Source organism: Frigoribacterium sp. PhB107, assembly GCF_003751515.1.
In the GTDB taxonomy this organism is placed as follows: domain Bacteria; phylum Actinomycetota; class Actinomycetes; order Actinomycetales; family Microbacteriaceae; genus Frigoribacterium.
The window spans coordinates 794,612-811,365 of the sequence record NZ_RJKU01000002.1 but is presented as its reverse complement, the minus strand read 5'-3'; the positions used below and the strand labels follow the sequence as shown (position 1 = coordinate 811,365).

12 protein-coding genes are annotated in these 16,754 nt (G+C 72.1%); 5 read left to right on the top strand and 7 right to left on the bottom strand.

Annotated features, from left to right (window positions below; genetic code table 11):
• Positions 1-41: 41 nt before the first annotated feature.
• The 6 genes from EDF18_RS12035 to EDF18_RS16365 all read right to left on the bottom strand — a co-directional run bounded on the left by EDF18_RS12035 (position 42) and on the right by EDF18_RS16365 (position 6,767).
• Entirely contained in the window at positions 42-1,682 is a 1,641-nt protein-coding gene (locus EDF18_RS12035; protein ID WP_123548010.1) for a long-chain fatty acid--CoA ligase, read from the bottom strand.
• Between the two features lie 117 nt (positions 1,683-1,799).
• The gene (locus tag EDF18_RS12030; protein WP_233569116.1) at positions 1,800-2,726 is read right to left on the bottom strand and encodes a carbohydrate ABC transporter permease; all 927 of its coding nucleotides are present in this window, start codon (positions 2,724-2,726) and stop codon (positions 1,800-1,802) included.
• A 13-nt stretch (positions 2,727-2,739) separates the two neighbouring features.
• Positions 2,740-3,651, bottom strand: coding sequence for a carbohydrate ABC transporter permease (locus EDF18_RS12025; RefSeq protein WP_123548009.1), 912 nt, complete (start codon positions 3,649-3,651; stop codon positions 2,740-2,742).
• On the bottom strand, positions 3,651-4,943 hold the full coding sequence (locus EDF18_RS12020; RefSeq protein WP_123548008.1) for a sugar ABC transporter substrate-binding protein: 1,293 nt from the start codon (positions 4,941-4,943) through the stop codon (positions 3,651-3,653). Before EDF18_RS12020 ends, EDF18_RS12025 begins: the two co-directional genes overlap by 1 nt.
• A 74-nt stretch (positions 4,944-5,017) precedes the next feature.
• A complete protein-coding gene (locus tag EDF18_RS12015) occupies positions 5,018-6,031 on the bottom strand; it encodes a phosphotransferase enzyme family protein (protein WP_158614671.1) in 1,014 nt (337 codons plus the stop codon).
• Between the two features lie 175 nt (positions 6,032-6,206).
• On the bottom strand, positions 6,207-6,767 hold the full coding sequence (locus EDF18_RS16365; RefSeq protein WP_158614670.1) for a hypothetical protein: 561 nt from the start codon (positions 6,765-6,767) through the stop codon (positions 6,207-6,209).
• Between the two features lie 140 nt (positions 6,768-6,907).
• Here EDF18_RS16365 and hrpA point away from each other — a divergent pair, with 140 nt between their 5' ends.
• Together hrpA and EDF18_RS12005 are read left to right on the top strand one after the other, a co-directional pair.
• Positions 6,908-10,891, top strand: coding sequence for an ATP-dependent RNA helicase HrpA (gene hrpA, locus EDF18_RS12010; RefSeq protein ID WP_233569115.1), 3,984 nt, complete (start codon positions 6,908-6,910; stop codon positions 10,889-10,891).
• Between the two features lie 57 nt (positions 10,892-10,948).
• Entirely contained in the window at positions 10,949-11,965 is a 1,017-nt protein-coding gene (locus EDF18_RS12005; RefSeq protein ID WP_123548006.1) for a LacI family DNA-binding transcriptional regulator, read from the top strand.
• A gap of 115 nt (positions 11,966-12,080) precedes the next feature.
• On the opposite strand, the gene EDF18_RS12000 is transcribed toward EDF18_RS12005, so the two are convergent.
• On the bottom strand, positions 12,081-13,037 hold the full coding sequence (locus EDF18_RS12000; RefSeq protein WP_233569114.1) for a PhzF family phenazine biosynthesis protein: 957 nt from the start codon (positions 13,035-13,037) through the stop codon (positions 12,081-12,083).
• A gap of 156 nt (positions 13,038-13,193) precedes the next feature.
• On the opposite strand from EDF18_RS12000, the gene EDF18_RS11995 reads away from it, so the two are divergent.
• From EDF18_RS11995 to EDF18_RS11985, 3 genes are all read left to right on the top strand, one after another.
• Complete coding sequence (locus EDF18_RS11995) at positions 13,194-14,657, top strand: extracellular solute-binding protein (RefSeq protein ID WP_123548322.1); 1,464 nt, start codon at positions 13,194-13,196, stop codon at positions 14,655-14,657.
• A 173-nt stretch (positions 14,658-14,830) separates the two neighbouring features.
• Complete coding sequence (locus EDF18_RS11990) at positions 14,831-15,718, top strand: carbohydrate ABC transporter permease (RefSeq protein WP_123548321.1); 888 nt, start codon at positions 14,831-14,833, stop codon at positions 15,716-15,718.
• On the top strand, positions 15,715-16,662 hold the full coding sequence (locus EDF18_RS11985; RefSeq protein WP_233569113.1) for a carbohydrate ABC transporter permease: 948 nt from the start codon (positions 15,715-15,717) through the stop codon (positions 16,660-16,662). The genes EDF18_RS11990 and EDF18_RS11985 overlap by 4 nt, the downstream gene beginning before the upstream one ends.
• Positions 16,663-16,754: the final 92 nt, after the last annotated feature.

Below are 16,754 nucleotides of genomic sequence, written 5' to 3'. Positions count from 1 at the left end.
CGCCGAGGGCCTCGGACGGGACGTGCCGGGGGCGCGAGCAGTCAGGACGGCGTGACGGCCGCCTCCTGCGCCCCGAACCGCGCGACGAGGTCGCGCTTCAGCACCTTGCCGCTCGGGCCGAGGGGCAGGGCGTCGACGACGTGCACCACGCGGGGGAACTTGTACGCGGCGATCTCGTCCGAGACGAAGGCGACCAGCTCCTCGGGCGCGACGGTCGCGCCCGCGCGCAGCACGACGGCCGCCTCGATCTCCTGCCCGTGCGTCTCGTGCGGCACGCCGAAGACGGCGGCCATGGTCACGTCGGGGTGCTGGGCGAGCACCTCCTCGACCTGGCGCGGGTACACGTTGTAGCCGTTGCGGATGATCATGTCCTTGGTCCGGTCGACGACGGTGAGGTAGTCGTCGTCGTCCTTGGTGCCGAGGTCGCCGGTGCGGAACCAGCCGTCGACGATCGCCTTCGCGGTGTCCTCGGGCCGGTCGAGGTAGCCGTTCATCAGGTTGTGGCCGCGGACGACGATCTCGCCGATCTCGCCGTGCGGCAGCAGGACGATCCTGTCCTCGACGGACGAGTCGGCGACCTCGACGTCGACGCCCCAGATCGGGGTGCCGATGGTGCCGGGCCGCGGGGGCCGTCCCACGTGGTTGAACGTCGCCACCGGCGACGTCTCGGTCAGCCCGTAGCCCTCGTGCACCGGGGCGCCGAAGACCTGCTCGAACTTCGCCAGGACCGCGAGCGGCAGGGAGGCGCCGCCCGAGATCGCGTACCGGAACGGCGGTCGCGCTTCCGACCGCGTCGCGGCGTCGAGCAGGGCCATGTACATCGTCGGCACGCCCATGAACACCTCGCAGCCGTGCTCGACCATGGCCGCGAGCGCCGCGTCGCCGTCGAACTTCGGCAGCATGACGATCGTCGCGCCGGCCCGGAACCCGGTGTTCATCGTGCAGGTCTGCCCGAAGGTGTGGAACAGGGGCAGGGCGCCGAGCAGCACGTCGCCCCGGCGCATGTCGAAAGTGCTCATCAGGTTCGTGTCGACCTGCTGCAGCAGCGCGAAGTGCGAGCCCTCGGCGCCCTTCGGCTGGCCGGTGGTGCCGCTCGTGTAGAGGATCGTCGCCGTGTCGAACGGCTGCCGCGGCACGTAGGTCGTCAGCGGCTCGGCCTCGGCGGCGAGCGACTCGAGGCGGTCGGGCGCCGGGGGCACGACGGCCGTGCCGGCGTCGGTCGCCGGAGGCGCGAGCACCGTCACGACGTCCACTCCCGCCAGCTGGGCCCCGGCCGCGCCCTCGACGAGGAGCGGGGCAGCGCAGACGAGCAGCGACGACCCGCTGTCGCCCAGCACGTACTCGATCTCGTGGCGCTTGAGCAACGCGTGCACGGGCACGACCACGGCACCGAGCGCGAGGGTCGCGTAGTAGACGCGGGCGAAGTCGGCGACGTTCGGGACGAGCATCGCGACGCGGTCGCCCTCGCCCACGCCGCGGGCCCGGAGGGCGCCGGCGTAGGCGAGCGACTGCTGCCAGAGCTCGCGGTAGGTGGTGCGCTGCGGGCCGACGACGACGGCGACGTCGTCGGGGTACCGGGCGGCCGCCTCGCTGAGGATGGCAGCGACCGAGGCCGTCGCGTGGCCGGTGGGGGTGGAAGGGCTGGTGGCTGGTTCGTTCGTGACTGTGGTCTTCGAGGTCATGCCGGGTGTGCTCCGTCTCCGTTGACGAGTGGTGATCCTGGTCGGATCATACGGCGCACCGCCGGGAGCCAGGCCGGGACCCCGGTCGGGAGCCCGGCCCGCCCCTGCACCTCGCCGCTACCGCACCCCGCTGCGCACGAAGCCCTGCACGAAGAACCGCTGGAACGCCAGGAAGAGCGCCACCATCGGCAGCACCGAGATGACGGCGAGCGCCATGATGCCGTTGTAGTCCGGGTTGGTCTGGCCCTTCAGGTAGAGCAGCCCGACGGGCAGCGTGTAGAGGTCAGGGTCCTTGAGGGCGATCAACGGCCAGGCGAAGTCGTTCCAGCTGCCCAGCAGGGTGAGCAGCACGAGCACGGCGACCAACGGACCGCTCAACGGCAGGACGATGAGGGTGAAGACCCTGATCGGTCCGGCGCCGTCGAGGCGGGCGGCCTCGATCAGCTCCTGCGGGATGCCGAGCATGAACTGTCGCGCGAGGAACACCCCGAACGCCGTGGCTGCCGACGGGAGGATCACCGCCCAGTAGGTGCCGTAGATCTCGAGCCCGTTCACCAGCCGGAACTGGGCCACCATGATCGCCTGCACCGGGATCATCAGGGTCGCCAGGAACACGAGGAACACCGCCGTGCGGCCGACGAAGCGGAGCTGCGCGAAGGCGTACCCGGCGAGCAGGCTCACGACGACCGTCAGCACGGTGACGAAGACCCCGATGACGATCGAGTTGCCGAACCACGCACCCACGGGGTACCGCTCGAGCACGCGGTCGAAGTTCTCGAGGGTCAGGGCGCTGGGCAGGAGGCGGAGGCCGCGTCCGAAGACCTCGCCCCGCGGCGAGAACGCCACGACGAGCATCCACACCAGCGGGAACGCGACGACGACGGACGCCACGACGGCGACGACGGTGCGGAGGGCGACGAAGCCGCCGCGGCGACGTGGTCGCCTGCGTGGGGCACGGACGCCGGCGACGCGATCGGCGCCGCGGACGGTGCTGCGGGGTGCGCCGGCCGCGGGGGCGTCGGCGAGGGACTGGGGCGTGGTCACGATCGGGTCCTCGTCATTCCGTGAGGTCGCGGGTGCGGTTGGTGCGCCACTGCACGACCGTGAAGGCCAGCGTCACGACGAGGATCACGACGCCGAGCGCGGCGCCGTAGCCCTGCTCGCGGATCTGGAAGCCGTTGCGGTAGGCGTAGGTGCCGAGCACCGACGTGGAGTAGCCGGGGCCGCCGCCCGTGAGCACGAAGACGAGGTCGAAGACCTGGAACGACGCGATCACGTTGAGCACCAGCAGGAAGAACGTCGACGGCCCGACGAGCGGCACGGTGATCGAGCGGAACCGCTGCCAAGCACCGGCGCCGTCGAGCTCCGCGGCCTCGTAGAGCTCGGGCGAGACGGACTGGAGGCCCGCGAGGTAGATGATCATGTTGAGGCCGACGCGAAGCCAGATCATCGTGACGATGACCGAGACCATCGCGAACGCGCCGTCCGACTGCCACGGCACCGACCCGAGTCCGAGGGCGCGCAGCACCTTGTTGACGAGGCCGTTCGCCTCGGTGAACAGGATGACGGCGATCATGGCGCTGGCGACACCCGAGACGACCATCGGCAGCACGAGCATCGTCCGCCAGGTGCGTCGCCCGGGCAGTACGCCGTCGAGCAGGACCGCCAGCCCCAGTCCCAACGCCATCTCGACCGGCACGGTGACCACGGTGAAGAGCACCGTGTTGCCGAGCGTCTGCCAGAAGACGGGGTCCGCGACCATGCGGGCGTAGTTCGCCCCGCCCACCCACTCGGGGTCGCCGAAGCCGCGGGTCTCCTGGAACGACAGCTGCACGGCCCAGAGGATGGGCACGAGCAGGAACACCGACAACAGCACCAGGTTGGGCCCGATGAAGGCCCAGCCGACCAGGTTCTCCCGGAGGCGGGCGGCGCGTCGTCCGGGACGGCGCGCACCCGGCAGCACCGTCATCAGTCGGTAGCCTGGCCGACGGCCTCGTCCAGGGCGCTCAGGGTGTCGTCGACCGACTGCCCCTGGGTGAACGCCGCCTCGAGCTGGTCCTGCGTGGCGACGGTGATCTCGGCCAGGTACGGCGAGGTCAGCTGCTTGACGTCGCTCGGCTCGATCGTCGTGGCCTGGTCGACGAAGACCGGCATCACGTCGGGCCGCACGGCGAAGTCGATGGACGAGGCGTCGATGTCCGTCCGGGTGGGCAGCTCGTTGGTCGCGGCGCAGAACTCGGTCATCGCGTCGGCGGAGGCCATGAAGTTCAGGAACTCCGTGGCGAGCTCGCCCTGGTCGGTGTCGGCCGTCGCGACGAGGGCGTTGCCGCCGAGGTCGGTCGCCCCGCGCTCGTCGACCGGCATCGGCACGGCCGTCCAGTCGAAGTCGGTCGAGGCCAGCTCGGGCACGAGGAACGAGCCCACGAACGCCATCGCCGTCGTCTGCTCGCTGAACTCCGTGTCGGCGTACGTCGTCGACTTCACGCTGCTGCTCGGCGCCACCCACCCCTGCTCGAAGAACGACTGGGTGAAGCCGAGAGCCTCTGCCGCCTCGGGCGAGTCGATCTCGCTCGTCGTCCCGTCGTCGGCGAGCAGGGCGCCACCGGCCTGGAACAACCAGCTGAGCCAGCGCGGCGTGCCGCCCTGCTGCCAGTTGACCCCGAACGGGTACTGGTCGGCGGGGAGGGTCGCGCGGAGCTTCGTCGCCACCTCGCCGAACTCGTCCCACGTCCAGGCGTCCGCCTGGCTCGTCGGCAGGTCGGTGATGCCGGCTGCGGCGAGCAGCTCGGTGTTGACGAGCAGCGCGGAGACGTCGGTCTGGTGCGGGACGCCGTAGGGCGCGCCGTCGTACGAGACGGCCTCGAGCATCGCGGGCTGGAACGAGTCCTCGTCGTCGATCTGGCCAGTGAGGTCGAGCAGCTGGCCCTGGCTCGAGTAGACGCCGAGGTTGCCGTAGTCGACGCGGAACACGTCGGGAGCGTCGCCCGTCGACAGCTGCGCGTCGATGTTGGAGAACATCTGGTCGTAGGGCACGACGTTGAGGTCGACGGTCGCGCCGTCGTGCTCGCTCTCGAACTGGGCCACCAGCTTCTCGAAGCTGTCCTGCTCGGACTCGCTGGCCCAGGTCGTGAAGGTCAGGGCGCCGTCGGCGTCGTCGTCGCCGCCGCCCGTGAAGCCGCTGCAGCCGGAGAGCCCGGCGGCGAGGGCGAGGGTGGCCGCGGCCGCGGCGGTCGTGCGTCGGGTGGTGCGTCGGGTCGTCATGTCGTTTCTCCTGGCGTCGGTGCTGTCGAGATCGGTGCTGCGGTGATCGGTGCTGCGGTGGTCGGTGCCGTGAGTCAGGTGTCGCGTCTCGGCCGGCCGGTCGGGGGCGACGAGCGGGACAGGCGTTCCTCGACCAGCGACACGAGCCCGCTCGGGCCGAGCAGGGCGTCCAGACCAGCGCGTACCCCGACCAGGTCGCCGGAGTGCTGCGGAGAGTGTGCTCCCTCCAGCGCCGCGAAGACCGCCGTGACGTCCTCCAGGGCGCGGACGCAGCCGAATCGCGTGACGCGGTCGTCGTCGAGCCGCACGTCGTCGCCGTAGCCCCGGCGGAAAGCCGAGCGGTGACCTGGCTCGACGGGCAGCCCGGGCAGCACGCCGAGCTCGACGAGCACGAGGTCGACCTCGCGCGGAGCGACGGTGGCCTCGTCGAGGTCGATGAGCCAGGGGCGGCCGGCGGGGTCGACCACGACGTTGCCGAGGTGCGGGTCGCCGTGGCAGGACACCCGTGCGGTCGCGCCCCGCGCCTCCTTCAGCTGCAGCGCCGTGGTCTCGAGACGACGCAGCCGGTCGCGGTGGACGTGCCACAGCTCGGCCAGCTCGGGGTCGACGCCGGGGGCCTGGCCCGCGCCGACGAAGCGGGCGTCGAGGTCGCGCAGGCGCACGCGAGCCCGACGGCCGGTCCGCTTGACGCCGTGCCGCAGCGGGGCGACGGACGAGGGAGGCGGCTGGTCGTGCACCCGACGGACGACGGCGCCCAGCTCGGCCCACTGGTCGAGGTCGAGGCCCCGGCCGTCCTCCGCGGCGTCGTCGCCGAGGACCCAGGGAGAGACCGAGACGAGCACCCCGTCGTGCTCGGACCAGTGGTCGCCCGTCCGGGTGGGCAGCGGGGCGACGACGCCGGAGTCGGGGCCGAGGGCGGCGGCGAGCGCGAGGCCGAACCGGCAGTCGCGCCGTGTCGCCTTCACGGCCCAGTCGTCGCCGGAGCGGTCGCGGACCTGCCAGACGGCGGCGTCCGGGTCGAGCCCGCCGATGATCAGCAGCTCGTCGACGACGTCGAGCCCCCACGCGCCGAGGGACGGCGGCGCCACGGGAGGCAGGGGGGACGGCTGCGACGACGGTGACGGGAGCGTCGGGTGAACGGCTGACACCGGCTCATCATCGTCCCGACCGCGGACATCGGCCCGGACACCGCGAGGAGGACTCAGCTCTCGGCCTGCGACAGGCCCCGACGCGGCTGCACGCCGACGACGAGCGCGCCCGGCCTCACCCGGCGGCGAAGGGCGAGCCCGGCTGGCCGAGCGTCCCCTCGGCGACTCGACGCGCGTGGCGGCGTCCTGCCTCGGACGCGCCGAACTCGTCGACGCCCCGGAGGCCCGAACGTCGGCCGTCGCGGGCGGCCCACGCGGTCTCGAGAGCATCGACGAGGTCCTGTTCCTGCTGCACGTCCCCGGCCTCGCGGACCTCGGCCACCGCCTCCGCCAGGGCGTCGAGCAGCTCGCACGACCGCCGCTCGGCGACGGACAGGTCGGTCTCGGCCCCGGCGGCCGAGCCGGGCGGCGGCTCGCTGGCCTCCACGAAGCCCGACGCGACCAACAGCGCGACGCGAGAGGCGACGAACGCGGGGCCGCCCGCCGAGGGCCCGAGCCGTCGCGACGCCTCGGCGACGAGCTGCGAGGCCGCCCGCGCGCCGTGCTCGAGCACGTCGAGCACGCAGACGCAGAGCGGGTCGGTCATGACGGCGAGCGGGGAGGCCTGGCCGAGGGAGGCGGCGGACGAGGAGGCGGCGGAGGGCGAGGCCGCGAGCAGACGGTTCGTGGGGGGCATGGGAGCGAGGTTGCCCTGCCTGCCGACCCGCGCCTCCTCGTCCCGCCCGGGGACGGGGACGGCCGTGGGCACCGGCGCCCCTGGGGAGGGACCACTGCGGGGAGCGCTCCCCCGCCGGTGCGGCTTACGATGGAGGGCTCATGTCGCCCACCATCACCTATCCCCCCGAGCTGCCGGTCAGCCAGAGACGCGACGACATCGCCGCCGCGATCCGCGACAACCAGGTCGTCATCGTCGCGGGCTCCACGGGCTCGGGCAAGACGACGCAGCTGCCGAAGATCTGCCTCGAGCTCGGCCGCACGAGCATCGGGCACACCCAGCCGCGCCGCATCGCCGCACGGACGATCAGCGAGCGCATCGCGGAGGAGCTCGGCGAGGAGGTCGGCGGGCTCGTCGGCTACCAGGTGCGGTTCACCGACAAGGTCGGCGCCGACACGCAGATCAAGCTGATGACCGACGGCATCCTGCTGAACGAGATCCACTTCGACCGCGAGCTGAAGCGGTACGACACGATCATCATCGACGAGGCGCACGAGCGCAGCCTCACCATCGACTTCCTGCTCGGCTACCTCAAGCAGCTGCTGCCGCGCCGGCCCGACCTCAAGCTGATCATCACGAGCGCCACCATCGACCCCGAGTCGTTCTCGCAGCACTTCGACGGCGCCCCCATCGTCGAGGTCTCGGGCCGCACCTACCCGGTCGAGATCCGCTACCGGCCCCTCGTCGCCGACGACACCACGGCCGACGACGACCGCGACGTCGACGACCTGGACGAGCTCGACGAGGCACCCGCGCTCTCGCGGCCGAACGCACGACGCGACGACTCCCGACGTGACGACGGGCGCCGCCGCGGCGAGCCCGGCCGCCCCGGCGCCGCCGCCCGGCGAGCCAAGGAGGCGCGGGCCGGCGACCCGAGGCAGCGCACCGACGACAAGGACTACCTGCAGGGCATCAACGAGGCCCTCGACGAGCTGGCCCGGGAGAGCTCGGGCGACGTGCTCGTGTTCCTCAGCGGCGAGAACGAGATCCGCGACGCCGAGGACGCGATCCGGGCCCGGAACCTGCCGCAGACCGAGGTGCTGCCGCTCTACGGCCGCCTGAGCGCGGCCGACCAGCACCGCGTCTTCCAGCCCAGCAGCACGGCAGGGACCAGGCGCCGCATCGTCCTCGCGACGAACGTCGCCGAGACGAGCCTGACCGTGCCCGGCATCAAGTACGTGATCGACGCCGGCACGGCACGGATCAGCCGCTACTCGACCCGCGCCAAGGTGCAGCGCCTGCCCATCGAGGCGATCTCGCAGGCGAGCGCGAACCAGCGCTCCGGCCGCTCGGGCCGCACGAGCGACGGCATCGCGATCCGGCTCTACAGCGAGACCGACTTCGAGAAGCGCGACGAGTTCACCGAGCCCGAGATCCTCCGCACGAACCTCGCCGCCGTCATCCTGCAGATGATCTCGCTGGGCCTCGGCGACATCGCGGCGTTCCCGTTCCTCCAGCCGCCCGACGGCCGCGGCATCAAGGACGGCCTCGACCTGCTTCGCGAGCTCGGCGCCGTCACCCAGGGCGGCCAGATCACCCGCGTCGGCAAACAGCTGACGCGCCTGCCGATCGACCCCCGCCTGGCCCGTATGGCCGTCGAGTCGAAGGTGCACGGCACCACCCGCGAGGTGCTCGCGATCGTCGCGGCGCTCAGCATCCAAGATCCGCGCGAGCGCCCCCTCGAGCGGCGCGCCCAGGCCGACGAGGCGCACGCGCGCTTCAAGGACCCGCAGGGCGACTTCATGACGCTCCTCAACCTCTGGAACCACCTGGAGGACAAGAAGGAGGAGCTCACCGGCAACGCGTTCAAGCGCCTCTGCCGTGAGGAGTACCTCAACTACCTGCGCGTGCGCGAGTGGCAGGACGTCTACCGGCAGCTGCTGCGGGCGGCGAAGCCCCTCGGGCTGCACGTCGGCGAGCGCAGCACGAACCCCGACGGGGTGCACCGCAGCCTGCTCGCCGGCCTGCTCAGCCAGATCGGGCTGCTCGACCCGCAGAAGAAGGACTACGTCGGCGCCCGCCAGACGCGGTTCCTCGTGTTCCCCGGCAGCTCGCTCGCCAAGAAGCAGCCCGCCGCGATCATGAGCGCCGAGCTCGTCGAGACGAGCCGCCTCTTCGCGCGCGTCAACGGCGCCATCGACCCGGCCTGGGCCGAGCCGCTCGCCCCCGACCTCGTGAAGCGCAGCTACGGCGAGCCGCACTGGGAGAAGAAGCAGGGCTCCGTGGTCGCCTACGAGCGCGTGACGCTCTACGGCGTCCCGATCGTGCCGCGGAGGCGCATCCAGTTCTCGCGGATCGACCCCGGCTACGCCCGCGAGCTCTTCATCCGGCACGCCCTCGTCGAGGGCGACTGGGAGAGCCGGCAGTCGTTCGAGAAGGCCAACCAGCAGCTGATCCGCGAGCTCACCGAGGTGGAGGAGCGCACCCGTCGCCGCGACATCCTCGTCGACGGCGACGCCGCGTTCGAGTTCTTCCAGCGCCGCGTGCCGGCCGAGGTCACGAGCACCCGCGACTTCGAGGGCTGGTGGCGCAAGGCGAAGCAGGAGACCCCCGACCTCCTGACGATGACCGCCGCCGACCTGCTCGGCGACGATGAGCCCGACGTCGACGAGGCCGGGTTCCCGAGCACGTGGCGGCAGGGCGACCAGACGCTCACCCTGCGCTACAAGTTCGAGCCGGGAGCCGACGACGACGGCGTGACGGTGGTCGTGCCCCTGCCGCTGCTGGCGCGCCTCCGGCCGGCCGGGTTCGACTGGCAGGTGCCGGGCCTCCGCGACGAGCTCGTGACGTCGCTGATCAAGTCGCTGCCGAAGCAGATCCGCAAGAACGTCGTGCCCGCCGCCGACTGGGCGTCGAAGATCACCGCCGAGCTGCCGGCCGAGCCGCCGCACGACGTCGCCGAGTCGTTCACCGCGACCCTCGCCTCCGTGATCAAGAAGCTGACGTACACGCCCGTCGACGCCGCCGACTTCGACCTGGAGCGCGTGCCCGCGCACCTGCGCGTGACGTGGGCGGTCGTCGACGAGCGCGGCCGCACGGTCGGCGCGGGCAAGTCGCTCGACGAGCTGCAGCACCGGCTCAGCGACGACATGCGCGAGAGCGTCGCGCGGGTCACCCAGGGGCAGGGCGCAGGAGGCGCGGGTCGCGGACGACGAGGACGCGGCGGCCCCGAGGGCGGTCGCCCCGACGCCGCGACCGCCGCCCCCGCGAACGCCATCGAGCGCGGCGGCCTCACCTCGTGGGACTTCGACGAGCTGCCGACCGTCGTCGACACGCGGCACGGCGACACCGTGATCCGGGCGTACCCGGCGCTGGTCGACGAGGGCGCCTCCGTGGCGATCCGCCTCATGGCGACGCCTGCCGACCAGGCGCGCGAGACGCCCCGGGGGGTGCGCCGCCTCCTCATGCTCGCCGTGCCGAGCCCGGTCGCCTACGTGCAGCAGCACCTCACCGCGCCCGAGAAGCTGATCCTCGCGACGAGCCCGTACCAGAACACGTCCGCCCTCTTCGCGGACTGCCTCGTCGCGGTCGTCGACGACGTGCTGCACCGGGTGAAGCCCGACGGGCAGCTGTACACGAAGAAGGAGTTCCTCACCGTGCGCGACCGGGTGTCGGGCGCCGTGATGGACCAGATGTTCCAGACGGTGTCGCTCGTGGCCCGCACGTTGACTGCCGCCCGCGATGCGGACAAGGCGATGAAGGCGGCGACGAACATGTCGCTGCTCACGGCGCTCACCGACATGCGGCAGCAGCGCGACCGGCTGGTGTACCCGGGCTTCGTCTCGGCCACCGGCCTGCAGCAGCTGCAGCGCGTGCCCGTCTACCTCGTCGGCATCACCCGCCGCACGGCGAAGCTGCTCGAGGCGCCGTCGCGCGACCGGGCGTGGCTGACCGAGGTGCAGCAGGCGACGGAGCGGTACGAGGCGGCGGGCGGGGCGTTCCCGCCGGCCGAGGGGGCGCCTCCCCCGCTCGTGCGTGCCCGCTGGATGCTCGAGGAGTTCCGCCTCAGCCTGTTCGCACAGGACCTGCGGCCCAGCGAGAGCGTGTCGCTGCAGCGCATCGCGAAGGTGCTCGCCTCGGCGTAGCCGCCGGCCGCCGCGACCGGTCGCGTCCGACGTGCGGCGCGGCGCTAGCCTGGACGGATGCGAGCGACGGTCAAGGACGTGGCCGCCCGGGCGGGCGTCTCTCCGAAGACGGTCTCGAACGTCGTGACGGGGGCGGTCCGGGTCAGCGCCGAGACGAGGGCGCGCGTCGAGGAGGCGGTGGCCGCCCTGGCCTACGTGCCCAACCTGAGCGCCCGCGGGCTCCGCACCGGCCGCACGGGCTCCATCGCGCTCGCCTTCCCCGACCTCACGACGCCCTACAGCGCCGAGATGTCGCACTGGTTCGTCGAGGTCGCGCACGAACGCGGCTGGTCGGTGCAGCTCGAGCAGACCGGAATGCGCCCCGAGCGCGAGCGCGAGCTGCTGCTGAGGGGCAAGGAGCACCTCGTCGACGGTCTCGTTCTCAACCCGGTGAGCCTCGACGAGAGCGCCATCGTCGGCGCGGAGTCGCTGCCGCCGGTCGTCGTCATCGGAGAGGTCGAGCAGAGCCTCGTCGACCAGGTCAGGGTCGACAGCGTCGCGGCCGCCCGCGACATGACCCGGCACCTGATCGAGCTCGGACACCGGCGCATCGCCGTGCTCGGCAGCTCGGGCGACGGCTTCGACACCGCGACGGCCCGCGCGCGCACGCTCGGCTGGCAGCAGGCGCACGAGGCGGCCGGGCTGCCCGTCGACCCCGCGCTCCGGTGGTCGTGTCGATCGTGGTCGCCCGAGGCGGGCGCCGCTGCCGTGCGCGAGCGCCTCGCCGCCGACGGCCCGCCGGACGCGCTCTTCTGCTTCACCGACTCGCTCGCCATCGGCGCCGTGCACGCCCTCTGGGCGGCGGGCCTGCGGGTGCCGGACGACGTCTCGGTCGCGGGCTTCGACGACATCGCCGACGGACGGTTCACGCTGCCGCCGCTCACGACCGTGCGCCTCGACAAGCGGCTCTTCGCCGAGCGCACGCTCGAGCTGCTGGCGGCGCGCATCGCCGATCGCGACCGGCCGCCCGAGCTCGCGATCATCCCGCACGAGATCGTGCGGCGCGAGAGCACGGCCGCCGCGCGCTCGAGCTGACGCTCGGACTGCCCTAGTCACACCCCCTCCAAGGCACCGCACCCCCGAATTCGGGGGTGCGGTGCACCATCCGGGGTGTGTCACGCGACCGAAGTGTCCGCGGACGGCAGGCGCGTCACTCGACGATCAGGGCCGCAGTGCCGCTGACCGTGATGCCGCCGACCACGGGGACGTCGACCGCGAGCAGGCTCGGACGTCCGACGTGCCGGCCCTGCCGCACCGCGAACCGCGCAGGAGGCGCGAGCAGGCCGCCAGCCCGCAGGTACGCCCCGAGGGCGGCGGCCGCCGATCCCGTGGCCGGGTCCTCGGTGATGTCGCCGACGGGGAACAGGTTGCGAGCCTCGATCGCGGGCAGCCCGGCGTCGGCTCCGCGGGTCGCGACGGCAGCGGCGAGGTCGAGGTCGAGGTCGACACCCTCCGTGCAGACGACCGTGACGGTGCCCGACCAGCCCTGCTGGTCCATCAGCTCGCGCACCGCACCGGGGTCGAACCCGAACGAGTCGAACACCGCGAGCGACCGCACCGCGACGACCGGGTGCCAGTTGCCGGCGAACGCCTCGGCGAGCGGCCACGCCGGGTCGAGGTCGTCGCGGTCGAGCGCGATCAGGCCGCGCAGCTCGTCGCCGACGGCGTCGCCCAGGGGACGCGTGCGCGGCTCGACGCTCGTGAAGGAGGCGCGCAGCTCGCTCTCTCCCCCGGACACCGCCACCTGCGTGGTCTCGATGACGACCGGCCCGACGGCTGTCTCGAAGCGGAACAGGCCGGGGCCGCGCTCGTCGGCGAGCGCCACGGCGGTCGCGATGGTCGCGTGCCCGCAGAACGGCACCTCGGCGATCGGTGAGAAGTAGCGGGTGCGCACGACTCGGTCGTCGCCGCCGACGGCTCCGTCGACGACGAACGCGGTCTCGGCGTAGCCGACCTCGGCGGCGATCACCTGCATCTGCAGGTCGTCGAGCCTGGACGCGTCGAGCACCACACCGGCAGGGTTGCCCCCGCCCGGCCCGTCGGCGAACGCAGTCAGCCGCAGCACGTCGGTCGAGGAGGCGGTCGTCGGCACGCGGGGAACGGTCACCGCACCACTGTCCCGGCGGACGCCTCCTCCGGGCAAGGTCCACCCGGCAGTCGCTGGCCGTGCCGGGCCGATGCGCGACGACCTGCCGGCTGCCTCTTGCGCCTGGATTACAACGATGGAATAGTGCGAGCAGTCACACGTCACGAAGGAGTGAAGATGACCCTGCCCGACCACCCCGCTCGCAGCCGTCCAGGCGCCGAGGCCGGCCCGCCCGCCACCCGCCGCCACGGCGCCCGCGACAGCCGCACCCGCGCCGACACCGCCGACACCGCCGGCACTGCCGGCACTGCCGGCATCGGCTCAGGCCTGAGCCGCCGCGGCGTCCTCGTCGGCGGCGCGGCCCTGCTCGGCACCGCGTTCGCGGCCACCGCCCTCTCGGGCTGCGCGACCGGCGCGACCACCGCCTCCGGCGCGACGGTCGAGCAGCTCAAGTTCTGGCACCTGCTGAGCGGGGGCGACGGCGTGAAGATGTCCGCCCTCGTCGACCAGGCCAACGAGCAGAACCCCGAGTTCCACGCGACGCAGACCGTGCTCGCCTGGGGCACGCCGTACTACACGAAGCTCGCCATGGCGTCGGCCGGCGGCCGCGCCCCGGACGTCGCGATCATGCACGCGTCGCGCGTGCCCGGCTACGCGCCCGGCGGTCTGCTCGACGCGTGGGACGTCGAGAAGCTCGCCTCGTACGGCCTCCGAGAAGAGGACTTCGCACCGGCGGTCTGGAAGGCCGGCTTCAGCGGCGACCAGCTGTACTCGGTCGCGCTCGACTCGCACCCGTTCATCCTGCTGTACAACACCGACATCGCCGCCCAGGCCGGCGTCCTCGGCCCCGACGGGCAGCTCGCCGAGATCACGAGCCCCGCGCAGTTCCTCGAGGTCGCGACCGCGATGCAGGCCGTCACCGGCAAGCACGGCGCCTCGTGGGGGTACCTCAACGACGGCGCCCAGCTCTGGCGCATGTTCTACACGTTCTACAAGCAGCAGGGCGCCGACATGGAGCTCCGCGAGGGCGGGACCGTCGAGTACGACGAGGAAGCGGCCGTCACCGCCCTCGAGTTCATGCAGCAGATGACGGACGGCACCGTGATGGCCGAGGCGAGCGACATCCAGTCGGGCATCGCCGAGTTCGTCTCGGGCGAGAGCGGCATGCTCTTCACCGGCGTGTGGGAGGTGCCGAGCGCCGCCGCGTCGGGCATCCCCTACGACGCGAGCATCATCCCCACTCTGTTCGGCACCCCCGCCGTCTACGCCGACTCGCACGCGTTCGTGCTGCCCCGGCAGAGCACCGTGGACGAGACCAAGCGCGAGGACGTCTACAAGATGGTCTCGACGATCCTCAAGGACTCGATCTCGTGGGCCGAGGCCGGGCACATCCCCGCGTACGGGCCCGTGGTCGACAGCAGCGAGTACGCCGACCTGATCCCCCAGGCGCACTACGCCGAGGCGGCCGAGTACCTGAACTACGACCCGCCGGCCTGGTTCACCGGCTCGGGGTCGGACTTCCAGACGTACTTCCTCGACAGCATCCAGTCGGTCATCCTCGCGAAGGACGACGCCGCGACGGGCATGAAGCGGTTCGTCGACCGGGTGAACACGCAGCTCGGCCGCCCCGCCCCGGTGTGAGCCGAGCAGCTCCTCCTCCCCCTCCCTGACGACCCAGCCCTGCACGACGACGAAGGAGTCGATCTGTGACGACCACGACGGTCACGACCCCGGCGGCCCCCGCCGACCGGAGCCCTGCCACCGCCGGCAGGCGCGCCCGCGCCGGCGGCACCGGCGGCGGGACGACCACCCGCCTGCGCCCCGGCGCCCACAAGGAGAACCGCATCGGCTGGGGCTTCGCCGCCCCGTTCACGATCCTGTTCGCCCTCTTCCTCGTGTGGCCCCTCCTGCACGGCCTGTACCTGAGCTTCACCGGGCAGAGCCTCACGGGCCAGGGCGGCGAGCTGATCGGCGTCGCCAACTACGCCGAGGCCTTCGCCGACGGCGCCATGTGGCGCTCGATGCTCAACACGTTCTGGTTCACGATCCTCAGCACGATCCCGCTCGTCGCGGTGGCGCTCGTGCTCGCGCTGCTGGTCAACACGGGCCTGCCGGGCCAGTGGCTCTGGCGGCTCAGCTTCTTCCTGCCGTACCTGCTGGCGTCGACCGTCGTGTCGCTGTTCTGGATCCAGCTGTACAGCCCGACGCTCGGCCCGATCAACAACGTGCTGGCCACCCTCGGGCTGCCGCAGCCCGCCTGGCTGCAGGACCCGGACACGGCCATGATCGCCGTCGTCGCCACGACGGTCTGGTGGACGGTCGGCTTCAACTTCCTGCTGTACCTCGCGGCCCTGCAGAACATCCCCGACCAGCAGTACGAGGCGGCCTCGCTCGACGGCGCCGGCCGCTGGCGCTCGCTCTGGTCGATCACGATCCCGCAGCTCGGCCCGACCACCGGCCTGATCGTCATCCTGCAGGTGCTCGCGTCGCTCAAGGTCTTCGACCAGATCTACCAGATGACCAACGGCGGGCCGGCGGGCACCACGCGCTCCACCGTCCAGTACATCTTCGAGTCGGGCTTCACCGGCTACCGCTTCGGCTACTCCAGCGCCATCTCGTACATCTTCTTCGCCGTGATCGTGGTCATCTCGGTCGCCCAGTTCTCGATCACGGCCCGCAACCGCAAGGGAGCCCAGCGATGACCGCACCTGCCGTCGCCCCCGCCGCAGCGCCCGGCGGCGACCTCCGAGCCCCCACCGCCGAGCGCGGCCGAGGCGCGAGCCGAGGAGGCGGCAGCCACGGCCACGCACCCGGCAAGCAGCGCTTCGGCGTCATGGGCGTCCTCAGCATCGTCGTCCTCGTCGTGCTGGCCGTGCTGTGGCTGCTGCCGTTCCTCTGGTCGCTGGCCACGTCGTTCAAGAGCGAGGCCGACGCCGCGGCGACGCCCCAGACCTGGCTGCCCGCGGGCGGCTTCACGCTGCAGGCCTACCGGGCGATCCTCGAGCAGGGGAACATCCCCACCTGGCTCTTCAACAGCCTGCTCACGTCGATCGCCATCACGCTGATCGTCGTGGCGACGTCGGCCCTCGTGGCCTACGCGTTCTCGCGGCTCGACTTCCGCGGCAAGAAGTGGCTCTACGTGGCGACGATCGCGTCGATCATCGTCCCGCCGCAGGTTCTGATCGTGCCGCTGTTCTACCAGATGCTCGCCTTCGACATGGTCGACACGTACTGGGGCATCATCCTTCCGCAGGCCATCGCGCCCGCCATGGTGTTCGTGCTCAAGAAGTTCTTCGACCAGGTGCCGATCGAGCTCGAGGACGCGGCCCGCGTCGACGGCGCCGGGCGCATCCGGGTCTTCTTCACGATCCTGCTGCCCCTGTCGCGGCCCATCCTCGGCGCGGTGTCGATCTTCGTGTTCATCGGAGCCTGGAACAACTTCCTCTGGCCCTTCATCGTGACGAACGACGCGTCGCTGCTCACGCTGCCCGTCGGGCTGCAGACCATCAAGAGCGCGTACGGCATCCAGTACGCGCAGAACATGGCCGCGGCGATCTTGGCGGCGCTCCCGCTCATCCTGGTGTTCCTGTTCTTCCAGCGGCAGATCATCAAGGGCATCTCGACCACCGGCTTCGGGGGGCAGTAGCGACCAGCGCCTCCTCTGCTCGGCCGGCGCCTCCTCGGGGCGCACGCGGCGCCTCCTCGGGGCGCACGCCGCGCCTCCTCGATCCGCACCTC